10 protein-coding genes and 5 tRNA genes are annotated in these 13,750 nt (G+C 40.4%); 13 read left to right on the top strand and 2 right to left on the bottom strand.

Annotation, left to right across the window (positions count from 1 at the left end):
* Positions 1–27: 27 nt before the first annotated feature.
* Positions 28–2,991: a DNA polymerase I gene (gene polA, locus AC2SLN_RS00770; RefSeq protein ID WP_486550314.1), complete on the bottom strand. Its 2,964-nt coding sequence runs from the start codon at positions 2,989–2,991 to the stop codon at positions 28–30.
* Between the two features lie 365 nt (positions 2,992–3,356).
* A complete protein-coding gene (locus tag AC2SLN_RS00775; protein ID WP_486550226.1) occupies positions 3,357–3,770 on the bottom strand; it encodes an Ohr family peroxiredoxin in 414 nt (137 codons plus the stop codon).
* A 326-nt stretch (positions 3,771–4,096) separates the two neighbouring features.
* Here AC2SLN_RS00775 and AC2SLN_RS00780 point away from each other — a divergent pair, with 326 nt between their 5' ends.
* From AC2SLN_RS00780 to rplA, 13 genes are all read left to right on the top strand, one after another.
* Positions 4,097–5,014 carry a hypothetical protein gene (locus tag AC2SLN_RS00780; RefSeq protein WP_486550224.1) on the top strand — a complete coding sequence of 306 codons (918 nt, stop codon included), beginning with the start codon at positions 4,097–4,099 and terminating at the stop codon, positions 5,012–5,014.
* Positions 5,015–5,192: 178 nt separating this feature from the next.
* On the top strand, positions 5,193–6,788 hold the full coding sequence (locus tag AC2SLN_RS00785) for a peptide chain release factor 3 (protein WP_486550223.1): 1,596 nt from the start codon (positions 5,193–5,195) through the stop codon (positions 6,786–6,788).
* Positions 6,789–7,437: 649 nt separating this feature from the next.
* Positions 7,438–8,481, top strand: coding sequence for an FHA domain-containing protein (locus AC2SLN_RS00790; protein WP_486550221.1), 1,044 nt, complete (start codon positions 7,438–7,440; stop codon positions 8,479–8,481).
* Between the two features lie 96 nt (positions 8,482–8,577).
* A tRNA-Thr gene (locus AC2SLN_RS00795) sits at positions 8,578–8,653 on the top strand.
* Positions 8,654–8,754: 101 nt separating this feature from the next.
* A tRNA-Tyr gene (locus AC2SLN_RS00800) sits at positions 8,755–8,838 on the top strand.
* 99 nt (positions 8,839–8,937) lie between these two features.
* Positions 8,938–9,011 (top strand) — tRNA-Gly (locus AC2SLN_RS00805).
* A gap of 37 nt (positions 9,012–9,048) precedes the next feature.
* A tRNA-Thr gene (locus AC2SLN_RS00810) sits at positions 9,049–9,123 on the top strand.
* Positions 9,124–9,369: 246 nt separating this feature from the next.
* The gene (tuf, locus tag AC2SLN_RS00815) at positions 9,370–10,560 is read left to right on the top strand and encodes an elongation factor Tu (RefSeq protein WP_486531674.1); all 1,191 of its coding nucleotides are present in this window, start codon (positions 9,370–9,372) and stop codon (positions 10,558–10,560) included.
* Between the two features lie 282 nt (positions 10,561–10,842).
* A tRNA-Trp gene (locus tag AC2SLN_RS00820) sits at positions 10,843–10,918 on the top strand.
* Positions 10,919–11,040: 122 nt separating this feature from the next.
* Positions 11,041–11,514: a preprotein translocase subunit SecE gene (secE, locus tag AC2SLN_RS00825; RefSeq protein WP_486550615.1), complete on the top strand. Its 474-nt coding sequence runs from the start codon at positions 11,041–11,043 to the stop codon at positions 11,512–11,514.
* A gap of 144 nt (positions 11,515–11,658) precedes the next feature.
* Positions 11,659–12,189, top strand: a complete 531-nt coding sequence (gene nusG, locus AC2SLN_RS00830) for a transcription termination/antitermination protein NusG (RefSeq protein WP_486550613.1) — start codon at positions 11,659–11,661, stop codon at positions 12,187–12,189.
* An 87-nt stretch (positions 12,190–12,276) separates the two neighbouring features.
* Positions 12,277–12,708 (top strand): 50S ribosomal protein L11, encoded by a 432-nt coding sequence (gene rplK / locus AC2SLN_RS00835; RefSeq protein ID WP_486550611.1) that lies wholly within the window; start codon positions 12,277–12,279, stop codon positions 12,706–12,708.
* Positions 12,709–13,410 carry a 50S ribosomal protein L1 gene (rplA, locus tag AC2SLN_RS00840; protein WP_486531806.1) on the top strand — a complete coding sequence of 234 codons (702 nt, stop codon included), beginning with the start codon at positions 12,709–12,711 and terminating at the stop codon, positions 13,408–13,410.
* Positions 13,411–13,750 lie beyond the last annotated feature (340 nt).

Consider the following 13,750-nt stretch of genomic DNA (forward strand, 5'->3'; position numbering starts at 1 on the left):
GTCGTTCAGATGATGAAACCCTCAGTCTTAATGCGCCTCATCCCAATTCTCGCCTACGCCCGTTTCAACCAATAATGGTACGGCAAAATCAATATCCCAGCCCATTTGCTTAGCGGTGTCGCTGAGTACATTTTGCATGGCTGTTTTAATCAGATCACCAGTCTCATTGGCTTTATCGCTATCCACTTCAAACACCAATTCATCATGCACTTGCAATAACATTTTAGCGTTATCAGCAGGCAACACCTTATTAACGGCTATCATCGCAAGCTTAATAATATCAGCAGCACTGCCTTGTAGCGGGGCGTTAATAGCGGCACGTTCAGCACCGCGGCGTACCATTTGATTGCTATGATTGATATCAGGTGTGTAGAGCTTACGACCTAGAATAGTCTCGATATAGCCTTTTTCAACCGCACTATTACGAGTATCTTGCATATACTGTCTAACCCCAGGGTAACGCTCAAAGTATTGATTGATATAGTCTTGAGCCTCTGTGCGGCTCATCTGTAATTGCTTCGCCAAACCAAACGCACTCATGCCATATAGCAGTCCAAAGTTGATCGCTTTAGCGTTACGACGCTCAGTCGGGGTAACTTCATCAACTGTTTTGCCCAATACTTCAGCGGCAGTGGCGGTGTGAATGTCCAGCCCCTCTTTAAAGGCACGGGTTAAGTTTTTATCGCCAGAGAAGTGCGCCATCAGACGTAGCTCAATTTGGGAGTAATCCGCTGCCAATAGCACACGACCTTGTGGAGCAATGAAGGCTTGGCGAATCAGGCGACCTGTCTTGGTACGAATCGGAATATTTTGCAGGTTAGGATCAGTAGAGGACAAACGTCCTGTACTGGTTAATGCCTGATGGTAGCTGGTGTGTACTCGGTCGGTGTCTTTGTCAGCTACCGCATCAAGCGCATCGGTATAGGTGTTTTTCAGCTTGGCTAGACTGCGATATTCCAGCGCTATCTCAGCCAATGGGTGGTCAATCTTCGATAGCACGGCTTCGCCCGTTGAGTATTGCCCTGACTTGGTCTTTTTACCGCCAATCACGCCTAATTTATCGAACAACACTTCGCCCAATTGTTTGGGTGAACCGAGGTTAAATTCTTCTCCCGCTTCATTGTAAGCTTGCGTCTCTAGCTCAACAATCTCTTCATCAAAGCGTTCGGATAACTCATTTAAAAATGACCGTTTAATCATGATGCCTGCCGCTTCCATTTGGCACAGTATCTGCGCCACTGGGATTTCCAGCTCATTTAATAGGCGCTGATTAACGGCATCGTCTTTAAGCTTATCAGAGAACAGCTCAAACAGTTGATAGGTAATATCGGCATCTTCACAAGCGTAATCACTGGCGATATCAATCGCTACTTTATCAAAGGTAACTTGTTTTGCGCCTTTACCGGCAACGTCCTCAAAACTGATGGTTTGCGTATGTAGATAGTGGCGGGCCAGATCGTCCATGCCATGTCTAGAAATCGCCGCATTTATGACATAGCTAGCCAGCATAGTATCGACTAACCAATTTTTCGGCGTAGTGTTGATATTGATACCGTACTTACTTAACACATGCGCATCGTATTTCAGATGTTGACCAACTTTACCAATCTTTGGGTTCTCTAAAATAGGTTTGAGTTTGGCAAGCACCGTATCACGATCCAGCTGCTTGGCTATTAACGGATCAACTTCGGCATCAGCTATTAGAGCAGCTTGTTCCGCTTCTTCCTTCTTGTTTTTAGCCTTTTTCATGGGCTCATTATATTCGACATGCTTAAGCGGTAAATAATAAGCCTCATGTGCCTGCAATGAGAATGACAGCCCAACAATCTCAGCTTCTCGCCAATCAATACTGGTGGTTTCAGTATCGACCGCAAAGTAGGGAGCGCTCTCAAGTTTCTCTAACAAAGTCTCAAATGCTGCCTCATCAAGGATGGTGTGCCATGCTTTTTCATGGTTTTTACTGTCTTTAATATGTTCAATGATTGACGCCTGCTTTTGGTTTTGCAACGTTTTCGCCACCTGCGCTTGTGATTCCGCATCAGCTTTACTATCAGAAACACTGTCGCTACTCGAATTAGCAGGATGATTGGGATGATCCAGCGAGGCTAATTCATTTTTGAATTCAAGTTCGCTATATAAGTCGCGCAATTCATCAACAAATGCACTTGGATCGGTATTGATACGCAAATCTTCCCAATCTTGACCAATCTCCAAGTTGGTAATGATGGTTGCCAACTGCTTATCACGCGGAATATTATCGGCAAACTCGACTAATTTTTCGCCCACTTTACCTTTAATATCGCTGGCATTAGCAAGAATATTGTCAACGGTATCGTATGTTTTTAGCCATTTAACGGCTGTTTTTTCGCCGACACTGGGGATGCCTTTGATACCGTCAGAGGCGTCGCCCATCAGCGTTAATAGGTCAATCATTTGATTAGGCTTAATACCGTATTTATCTTCAACGCCTTGCACATCGACGACCTTGCCAGAGAAGCTGTCTTCTAATAAAACACAATCATTAATCAACTGCATCATGTCTTTATCGCCACTGGAAATGACCACATGATGCCCTTCTTGCACCGCACGATAGGTCAATGTACCGATAATGTCATCCGCTTCTGCCCCTTCAATGCGAAGTAGCGGAATACCCAACGCCCGAACCAAACGGTGGATATACGGGATTTGCTCTGCCAATTCCACATCCATTTTAGGACGATTTGCTTTGTAATCCTCTGACATAGCATGTCGAAATGTCGGCGACTTAGTATCAAAACACACTGCCATATGGGTGGGATGATAACGACGCATAAGTTTTAAAAGCGCATTAAGCGTGCCACGAATAGCATTGGTCATAAGACCTTGCGTATTCATCATGGTTTTGGGGAGGGCATGATAGGTACGGAATAGATAATATGACCCATCGACCAAGATGAAAGGTGGCTCGTTTTTATTGATATGACTGGTATCCATTGTTGCTACATTAGGCATATCGTCAAAAGTCGGCAAAACATTTGGATCAATAGCGTCATGTGAGGTATCGTTTGTCGTATCTAGAGTGCGATCTGGCGTTGCAGTTTTTTTAAGGGCATTTTCAGTCATAGGATGTCGCTTTATTTATAAGGGTTTTATGTTTTAATAATAGCTAAGGTAGGTCCTTTAGGTATACAACCTTGTGGTTCATTATAACCAAAATTTAAGGCTTCGATAGAGAGATTATGGAAAGAGCGGGATAAACAAAAAACCCAAACCGCACGACTGCAATTTGGGTTTTGAGTATGTCTAATAAAGCCTACCTTGAATTAAATTAGTATGGGTTTACTCTCTTTATTCTTAGTTAGCTTGTTAATAACCTTTTATTTAACTTCTGACGATAACTGTACATCAATGTTGCCACGAGTCGCTTTAGAGTAGGGGCAAACTTCGTGCGCTTTTTCGACTGCTTTTTGAACCTCATCAGCGCTAAGGTCAGTATTGCTAGCAATAACATGCAATTTAGCCGCTATGCTATATTCGTGTTGCTCACTTTGTAATAAATCAACTTCTACTTCTGTCGTAGAATCAAAGCTAAGATTTTGCATTTTTTTAACCACATCTAAAGCGCTATCAAAGCATGCGCCATAACCCATGGCAAAAAGCTGTTCTGGATTATTGCCGTCAGCGGATGGGCTAGGGGGTTGCATATTAATAACTAAATCGCTGTCGCTTAAAGTCGCTTTGCCCATACGACCGCCACTGACTGAAGCTTTAGTAGAATATAATGTTTTCATAATAGGTCCTTGTGGTTATAAATATTATATTTCTTAAATTAATGAATTAAATACAGTGTAAATGATAAATATTTAAAAGCATGATATCTACACTGTTAAAAACTATAACAAAATACCAGTCTGGTTACATCAAATAAGGGATAAAAATTGTCCAGTCTAAGTTTGTTTTTTGTGAATAAATCTTTAATTTATGGCATTATATAAAAATATGAGTATTCGCTAGCAGAGTATAAATTATATATATTTAAATAATGGATAATGACACTGGTATTTTAATGAGATGATTTAATTAACTCATTAATGATCTGATTTGAAAGGGAAGTACTATGAAGATTAATAAGTTTAACTTGACGACATTTGCTACTGTTGCAAGCTTGATATTAGTAGGATGTGGGGGCGATAGTGATGATACGGGTGCTAAGCAAAAGGATGATAACGTTGGTAACCACTCGATTTCAATAAACATCTTCGATAGTAAGTATAATGTAGCTGACAAAAAAGACGCCATAAAACGTATTAAATGGGTTTTTGAAGATGGTGATCGTCAACTTATTGAAAAAGATATTATTAGTGTCAACACAAGAGGGGGGCTTAATAATAATGATATGGTTGTGCTCGGTAACAATTTTCAAAGCTTAATGAGTAAAGATATAGTTCAAGTTGAAGGTAATCAGGTTAAGTATGAATTAAAAGATTTAAAAACAGATCGTATGGAAAGCATCACTTATACATTTGTTCCCATTGATTTAACGGGCGTAACTGGCAAAGATGGTAACGTCGATAAAGGCACAGGATTGATAACTGACTTAAGTTACTATGATCAAATACCGGATACTGTCAGTTACCCTGAGGGTTCAGTGTGTTATGTTATTAAAACGAGTAGCAGTGATGACTTATACTTTTTTGATTTAGAAACGGATAAGACTAATTATGTTTCTTTAATGGATTGGGAAAAAGCATATTCTACTATAGCGTCAAAAAAACCTCACAGAGTTGAGCAATTAAAGATAGGCCCAACTAACCAATACCCTGCGAGCCGCATTGTTTACGATAATGATCCTAATAATGAGAATTATAATTATAGCGCGGTTAATTATGAAAACGTTATTTATGAATCTGAATATGCTACTAAAGGTAGTTATTCCGAAAATTATGACTTGTCTAAAGGTGCTGTAGACTGTTCAATCATTAATAATGTCGCTGCAGATTTTATTGAGGCTCAAATCTTAAAATATTACCAATAAAGTGTGAACGTTAAATCTTTACCATAATTTCTATAGGTGCGTTTAGAGGTTTCTAAATCGCGCCTTTTTTATAGGTAAAACCTGCACCCTAATGCTAAATCCGCTACAATACGCATTTATTTTTTAGATATAACAAAAAATTTCCAAACATGCACTATTTAAGTAGAAGCCATAAATTATGAGCGTAGATCCGAAAAAGCTAAATGCCGAAGTGGCCAAACGTCGTACTTTTGCCATTATCTCTCACCCCGATGCGGGTAAAACCACCATGACTGAAAAGCTGTTGTTATGGGGCAAAGCCATTCAGGTAGCCGGTGAGGTCAAAAGTCGTAAATCTGATCGACATGCAACATCTGATTGGATGAGTATGGAACAAGAACGTGGTATTTCGATAACCACATCGGTCATGCAGTTTCCGTATAAACAACACATCGTTAATTTGCTCGATACCCCAGGTCACGCCGACTTTAGTGAGGATACCTACCGCACGTTAACGGCAGTTGATAGTGCGCTAATGATGATTGATGGTGCCAAAGGGGTGGAGGCTCGAACGGTCAAATTGATGGAAGTGTGCCGGATGCGTGACACGCCTATCATCTCATTTGTTAATAAGTTAGACCGTCAAGTCCGAGATCCTCTTGAATTATTGAGTGAAATTGAGACCGTACTCAACATAAAATGCGTACCCCTCACTTGGCCTGTGGGTATGGGGCAAGATTTTATTGGGGTATATCATTTAACCGAAAATAAGACCTACTTCTATGAAAAAGGTCATGGTGGCGAGATTACCGAGATTGAGACTCGAGAGGGCTACGACTATCCAGATGTACGTGAGCGGCTAGGCAATCTAGCGTTTGCAGAATTTGAAGAGTCTCTTGAGTTGGTGCAAATGGCACTCGAAGACTTTGAAGTTGATGCTTTTTTAGAAGGTAAGATGACACCTGTATTGTTTGGTACCGCACTGGGTAACTTTGGTGTGAATATGGTGCTGGATACTCTAGTTGACTATGCTCCTCCGCCAAAAGATCATCCTACTCACGAGCGGGTTGTTGAGTCAAAAGAAACCAGTTTTAGTGGTTTTGTGTTTAAAATTCAAGCCAACATGGATCCTCGACATCGTGACCGCATTGCCTTTATGCGTGTTTGCTCAGGCAAGTACTCTAAAGGTATGAAAATGAAGCATGTGCGTCTTGGCAAAGAGGTGCGTATTACGGATGCACTGACTTTCTTAGCAGGTGACCGTGAAGCATTAGAAGAAGCCTATCCCGGAGATATTATAGGACTGCATAACCACGGAACCATAAGTATTGGTGACAGTTTTACCGAAGGAGAAACGCTGAACTTTACCGGTATTCCGCATTTTGCCCCAGAGCTTTTCCGCCGTGTGGTATTAAAAGATCCTCTCAAATCTAAAGCACTACAAAAAGGCTTGCAGCAGCTCAGTGAAGAGGGGGCGACTCAGGTGTTTATGCCACAAATCAATAATGACTTGATTTTAGGTGCAGTGGGTGTGCTGCAGTTTGAGGTAGTGGCGCACAGGCTTAAAGAGGAATACAAAGTACAGTGTACTTTTGAGCCGGTATCCATTGCTACGGTGCGCTGGATTCATTGTGATGACGAGATGGCACTTGCCAAGTTTAAGAAGAAGGCTCATGACCAGTTATCGCTAGATGGCGGCGGATATCTCACGTATCTAGCGCCAAGTCGTGTGAATTTGCAACTGATGCAAGAACGTTATCCAGAAGTGACATTTAGCAACACGCGCGAACACTAATCTTGCCTTAATATTTTATAGTTAGCAGTTAGTTAGTACGTATTCTCATTTAATTAGTGGCTAAAATTAAAAACCGACTAAATTCTAAATCTTTAATAAGTTCAATAATATCTATGATGTTGGGTTTAATATCTGCACAGGCGGTTACTTTTATTTATGGAACTACTTATCTAAATCTAGATGGTGCACATGATATGTCCTAAGCGGTATATGTTAAATGCAAAGTCAAAGTAACAATTTAGCTTGCTAGCTTGGATGACCTTCTAATTAAAAGATAAAAAGCAGTGGGTTATGACGCCTTTAAAAACTGGATTAAATAGATGAGTAACGAGCTGGAATGTTATGAGAAAACGTGGTTTTTTGATTTAGACGACACTGTTTTATTCACTGATTAAGGTCTGGTTAACAAATATCAAACGTATGCTATTGGTCATTATGTTTATGGTATACCAGAGCGGTTTATTAAATACGAAGCACTTAAAACTTAAAGGTGTTTTGCATGACGCGTATTTACAAAACTAGAGGTTTAAAACAGGATGGCTATTCAAAACTATAGGACTAAAATAATAGGCTGCTTACTTGCTTAGCTGACTTCTTAAAGTTCTAGAAATAGGTTAGTATAATATTAACTTAGGCCACGGAGATTTTTATGACAGCATCAAGTAATGAAACATTAAATAATAAAGTTTGGCAACTTAAAGCGCTCAATGAAGAGCTAGGTAAACTAACAGTGACCATTGAGGATACGTTAACTGTTGGACGTGACAAAGACAATAATATGGTATTAGGAAGCAAGCAGGTGTCACGTAACCATGCGGAGCTTAGGGTCATTGATGGAGCCCTTCAAGTAAGCGACCTTGGCTCTTCAAACGGCACATTTGTGAATGATACAAAAATTGAGCCAAATTTAGCACATCCACTTAAGCTGGATGATGTGGTTAGTTTTGCTATCTATAAATTCCAAGTAAGCCAAGGAGTACAACAAAAAGCAAAGGATGCAACCCCTGTAGAGTCTAATTCAAATACGCCAGTTGAGCCTGACAAAACTGTAGAATTAGCGGCGTCTGCAACCACAGATGGTATCCCTAAGAACTCAGAAACTGCTAATTTAGAGGCTGCTAAAGAGCAGGGAGTCGAAGATTCAATTAAACCTCAAGCATCCATTGAGACTAGCGCTCAGATGAATGATTATCCCATTGATCATCCTACTAAGACAGAAGAGGTGGATACGTCAAACAAAGCCACATTAAATGAGCAACTAGAAAAGGAATTAGAAGAACCTATTGCCTATGGCGATCCTGATCAAGATAGCTCCGAACTAAATAAGCCTGCTGTTCAAGAGGAAGCGGTAGACACATTAAGTGACGCACCTGACATTGAGTCGACTAATAATAATGAACACTTCAATGAGCTTGCAAAAGAATCTGATCCGGATATGTTACGTGCCAAACAAGCCGCTACTACAAAACTCTCTGGCACTGTAGATATTGACCCAACACTTTCTGAAAAAGAACCAAGTTCTTTAAATACAGTTGATGAACAACATCAACATGATGTGGCACATGTTAATAGAAGTAACACAAGTGCCAATCAAGCTCCTGAACGTAAAGTCAGTAGTTTGTGGTGGATAATATTGATTTTACTGGGCTTAGCAGCTGCTTTGTGGTTATTCAACAGCGGCCAAATGGGCTAGGATATGTAACAGAAAGAAATAATTTATAAAAAAACAAAATTAGGGGTTGTGTTTTAGACAATATTTGCTAGAATACTCCCCACTTTGAAGGAACAAGCCGACTTAGCTCAGTTGGTAGAGCAACTGACTTGTAATCAGTAGGTCGCCAGTTCGATCCCGGCAGTCGGCACCATTCTTCATAGTGAGTTAGATTGTTTAAGTAATATTGCTGCATAGCAACAATGTAAGACCAATGATATATTAAGTAATATTGTTATTGCGTTTTACAAACTCGGTGGGGTTGGGGAGCGGTCAAACCCAACAGACTGTAAATCTGTCGCGAAAGCTTCGAAGGTTCGAATCCTTCCCCCACCACCATTTTCTAGTAGCATTATTTTCAATAATGTTCAGTCGATATTCAGTCTTTATCAGTATACAGCCTGGATTTGTATAACAGTCCTAAAGACTGCTGATACCGCGGGTGTGGTATAATGGTAACACCTCAGCCTTCCAAGCTGATGACGCGGGTTCGATTCCCGCCACCCGCTCCAAATTTGTTATACTCCTTTAGTAGTTATAAAAATTAATGCTCATATAGCTCAGCGGTAGAGCACTCCCTTGGTAAGGGAGAGGTCTCGAGTTCAATTCTCGATATGAGCTCCAGTATTCATACCTGACCTAATCTTATGTTAAGGTTTGAATCCGAGAAATAAAGATAGATGTTAATTGAGATGTTTACAAGGGCGAGTGATGACCTTGAGCCACTTGGAATTACATATATAAATTAGTTGAATTAGGCAGCACTTAGTGTTGCCTTTTAGTGCTATAAAAAGGTAGCTATGAGTAAATCACTACTCATTATAATTTTAAGTCTCATTTAATTTAATAAACCAATAAGAGGACACACTCATGGCAAAGGCCAAGTTCGAACGAAACAAACCACACGTAAACGTAGGTACAATCGGCCACGTTGACCACGGTAAAACGACCCTAACAGCCGCTATAGCAACCGTAGCAGCAAAAACATCAGGCGGCGAAGCAAAAGACTACGCAGCTATTGACAGTGCCCCAGAAGAAAAAGCACGTGGTATCACAATTAACACCTCACACATCGAATATGACACAGAAGCGCGTCACTACGCCCACGTAGACTGCCCAGGTCACGCAGACTACGTAAAAAACATGATTACCGGTGCAGCACAAATGGACGGCGCAATCTTAGTCGTATCAGCCACAGACGGCCCAATGCCACAAACCCGTGAACATATCTTGTTATCACGTCAGGTAGGCGTACCATACATTTTAGTCTTCATGAACAAATGTGACATGGTAGACGACGAAGAACTATTAGAACTAGTAGAAATGGAAGTACGTGAACTACTATCAGACTATGACTTCCCAGGCGACGATACCCCAATCATCAAAGGCTCAGCCCTAGAAGCCCTAAACGGTAGCGACGGCCCCTATGGCGAACCAGCCGTACTAGAACTACTCAATACCCTTGACACCTACATTCCAGAACCAGAACGTGACGTAGATAAGCCATTCCTAATGCCTATCGAAGACGTATTCTCAATCTCAGGTCGTGGAACCGTAGTAACCGGACGTGTTGAATCAGGTATCGTAAAAGTAGGCGACGAGATTGAAATCGTTGGTATCAAAGACACTCAAAAAACCACCTGTACAGGTGTAGAGATGTTCCGTAAGCTACTAGACGAAGGTCGTGCAGGCGAGAACTGTGGTGTACTACTACGTGGTACCAAGCGAGAAGAAGTACAACGTGGTCAAGTACTAGCAAAACCAGGTTCAATCACACCGCATACCAAGTTTGACGCAGAAGTATACGTATTATCAAAAGAAGAAGGTGGTCGTCATACTCCATTCTTAAATGGATACCGTCCACAGTTTTACTTCCGTACAACTGACGTAACTGGTGCCATTCAGTTAGAAGAAGGTACAGAGATGGTTATGCCAGGCGATAACGTAGAGATGGGTGTAGAGCTTATCCATCCAATCGCTATGGACAAAGGTTTACGCTTCGCTATTCGTGAAGGTGGCCGTACGGTTGGTGCTGGTGTTGTATCTACTGTTAAAGACTAATAGTAGAACCGCTAGTCCTCTAGCACGAGTATGATCAAACCGCTTCCCTTGGAGGCGGTTTTTTTAGTTATTCAAGGATGTTGAGGGTTATCCTAGATAATCTGACTTACCTAGGATAACCCTCAACATCCTACTCTTTTAATTCAATATTCTACTCTTTTAAAAAGTCTCAGAATTAATCGGTATGGACTAAGTGTATAGCCAAGTCTAATCATTTATATAGACCAACGGTTAAAACTTGCAAAGTATAGAAAATCTTGTATAATAGCCATCCTTAACTAAAGGCGATTGGCTCAATTGGTAGAGCATCGGTTTCCAAAACCGAGGGTTGGGGGTTCGAGTCCCTCATCGCCTGCCATTTTTACAAAAGAAATTCTTAACTGTCTACCCTGCTATTTAGTATTAGCACGAATAATATCCTTTCAGTATACAAAATAGGCGGTTTAATATTTATCGTCTGATTCGTAAGGCAATCCAATTATGAGCAATCAAAAAGATAACCTAGATAACAAGTTATCTGAAGCGAAACAAACCGCTCATGATTTGCTGGGGAAAAATAGTTCTAACAGTTCAGTAGTTGAAGTTGCAAAGCCACGTTCTGTAAAAGATACAGTGTTATGGATAGTTGCAATAAGCGCCCTTATAACGGCAGCATTTGTGAACTATAAGTTACCAGGCGTTTGGCAACCTGCTAGCGATATTTGGATCCGTATTGGTATTATTGCTGTATTAGTTGTCATCGCTATTATTTGCATGGTTTTAACTAGTCAAGGTAGTGCTTTTAAAGTGTTACTAAAAGATGCAAGCATTGAATTGCGTCGAGTAACATGGCCAACAAAAAGTGAGACCATTCAATATACATGGCAATCGTTATTGGTTATTGGCATCGTGGCCTTAATAGTGTGGGTTTTAGATAATTTCTTTAATTGGTTGGTTGGATTTTTTATTGGTTAATGTCCGAGTATATTGAGTTTTATTAAGATTTTTTTTGTAATGTTTAGATAAAGATATGATTAGGCTAACCTTATTATTATTTAGATAAGCGTTTGGCCTGTTTTTTTAATTGGTAGAATATAGATTTACGTCATGGAGAACTTTATGCGCTGGTATATCGTGCAAGCATTTTCAGGATATGAAAAGCAAGTCCAACGCTATTTGACGGATCGCATTAACCGTAGTGAGTATGCAGAAAGCTTTGGTGAGGTTTTAGTACCTACTGAAGAAGTTGTTGAGATGAAAGATGGCAAAAAGCGCACAAGTGAGCGTAAGTTCTTTCCCGGTTATGTTTTAGTACAAATGGAAATGAATGATGCTACTTGGCATATCGTAAATGAATGCCCACGTATTACCGGTTTTATTGGTGGCACACCAGAAAATCCAGCACCAATTACTCAAGTTGAAGCAGATAGAATATTAAACCGACTTAAGCAAAATGAAGAAACACCACGTCCTAAAACATTGTTTGAACCAGGTGAAGAAGTTCTGGTTATTGATGGGCCGTTTACAGACTTTAAAGGTCTGGTCGAAAAAGTGGATTATGAAAAATCTAAATTACAATTAACCGTAAATGTATTTAATAGACCAACTCAGGTCGAACTGGAGTTTAGTAAGGTTGAAAAACTAAGCTAAACATGAATTAACCGGGGAGCTGATTTCATAACTTAGGTAGCTTAAGAAGTTATGAATAAGCGCTACTACCCGTATTGGAGATAAATCATGGCTAAGAAGATTGATGGTTACATCAAACTACAAGTGCCTGCTGGCAAAGCAAACCCTTCACCACCAATTGGCCCTGCATTAGGTCAAAAAGGTGTGAATATCATGGCTTTTTGTAAAGAATTTAATGCAGCAACTGCCAGTCAGGAACCAGGTCTTCCTATTCCTACTGAAATTACAGTATACGCTGATAAATCATTTACGTTTATCATGAAGTCGCCACCAGCGGCATTCTTGTTGCGTAAAGCAGCTGGTATTGCTAAAGGTTCTGGTGTACCTAATGTAACTAAGGTGGGTAAAGTTACTCGTGAACAGCTTGAAGAAATCGTAAAAACAAAACAAGCTGACTTGACCGCTGCTGACATGGATGCGGCTGTTCGTACCATCGCTGGTACCGCGCGTTCAATGGGCATCACTGTGGAGGGTGTTTAAATGAGTAAACTTACAAAACGTCAAAAGTTGATTGCTGAACGTGTAGAAAATGAAAAGCTATATACACTTGAAGAAGCAGTAACTATTTTAAATGAATTGCCGCCACTAAAGTTCAAAGAGTCTGTTGATATTGCTATTAATCTTGGTGTAGATCCTCGTAAATCTGATCAAGTTGTGCGTGGTGCTACTAACCTTCCAGCAGGTACGGGTAAAACTAAGCGTGTTGCCGTATTTGCGCAAGGTGCTGCTGCTGAAGCTGCTAAAGAAGCAGGTGCAGACATTGTTGGTATGGAAGATTTAGCAGATGAAATCAAAGCAGGTAACATGGACTTTGATGTCGTAATCGCTGCTCCTGATGCCATGCGTGTTGTTGGTCAACTAGGTACAATCCTAGGACCACGTGGCCTTATGCCTAACCCTAAAGTGGGTACAGTAACACCAAATGTTGCAGAAGCAGTTGCCAATTCTAAAGCCGGTCAGGCTCAATACCGTGTTGATAAAGCAGGTATTATTCATACCACTATTGGTCAAGTTGGTTTCACTGTGGATCAAATTGAGCAAAACGTTAAAGCGCTAATAAGCGATATTAAACGTGCTAAGCCTGCAACTTCTAAAGGTATTTATATTAAAAAGTTAACAATTTCTAGCACCATGGGCCCAGGTATCACATTAGATCCTATCCCATATCGGGTCGCTAAGTAATTAGTTATCTAAAGGGAGTTGCTCATTAACGGCTCCCGTAGTTCACAAAATATAGTTACCAATTAAATTTAGTAAACGAATTTCAAAATTAGGTCAGCTTAGCCAAAGCTATGCTGTCTAAGACCGTAGGTAAGCACTATGACTATTTTTGGTTTGTGCTGTTAATCGATAAAAATTTTCATCTTAAATGATTTAAAGTTTTTATTGGCCTACGCAGACGGTGGCCGTAAAAGTATGAGCATGGAGTAGGTTGTCTTTAGGCAATAAACTTTTTTGTCCATTCTGATAAAGGTGCCGTAATCAGCGTTACTCTCAGATTAAGAGATCTTAGTATCTTTTT

This window comes from Psychrobacter sp. CX90 (assembly GCF_057396305.2).

What these genes read in the sequence shown, in the direction of transcription:
- polA (WP_486550314.1), bottom strand. Translation starts at nt 2,991, where the DNA reads ATGCCTAATGTAGCAACAATGGATACCAGTCATATCAATAAAAACGAG.
- AC2SLN_RS00775 (WP_486550226.1), bottom strand. Translation starts at nt 3,770, where the DNA reads ATGAAAACATTATATTCTACTAAAGCTTCAGTCAGTGGCGGTCGTATG.
- AC2SLN_RS00780 (WP_486550224.1), top strand. Translation starts at nt 4,097, where the DNA reads ATGAAGATTAATAAGTTTAACTTGACGACATTTGCTACTGTTGCAAGC.
- AC2SLN_RS00785 (WP_486550223.1), top strand. Translation starts at nt 5,193, where the DNA reads ATGAGCGTAGATCCGAAAAAGCTAAATGCCGAAGTGGCCAAACGTCGT.
- AC2SLN_RS00790 (WP_486550221.1), top strand. Translation starts at nt 7,438, where the DNA reads ATGACAGCATCAAGTAATGAAACATTAAATAATAAAGTTTGGCAACTT.
- tuf (WP_486531674.1), top strand. Translation starts at nt 9,370, where the DNA reads ATGGCAAAGGCCAAGTTCGAACGAAACAAACCACACGTAAACGTAGGT.
- secE (WP_486550615.1), top strand. Translation starts at nt 11,041, where the DNA reads ATGAGCAATCAAAAAGATAACCTAGATAACAAGTTATCTGAAGCGAAA.
- nusG (WP_486550613.1), top strand. Translation starts at nt 11,659, where the DNA reads ATGCGCTGGTATATCGTGCAAGCATTTTCAGGATATGAAAAGCAAGTC.
- rplK (WP_486550611.1), top strand. Translation starts at nt 12,277, where the DNA reads ATGGCTAAGAAGATTGATGGTTACATCAAACTACAAGTGCCTGCTGGC.
- rplA (WP_486531806.1), top strand. Translation starts at nt 12,709, where the DNA reads ATGAGTAAACTTACAAAACGTCAAAAGTTGATTGCTGAACGTGTAGAA.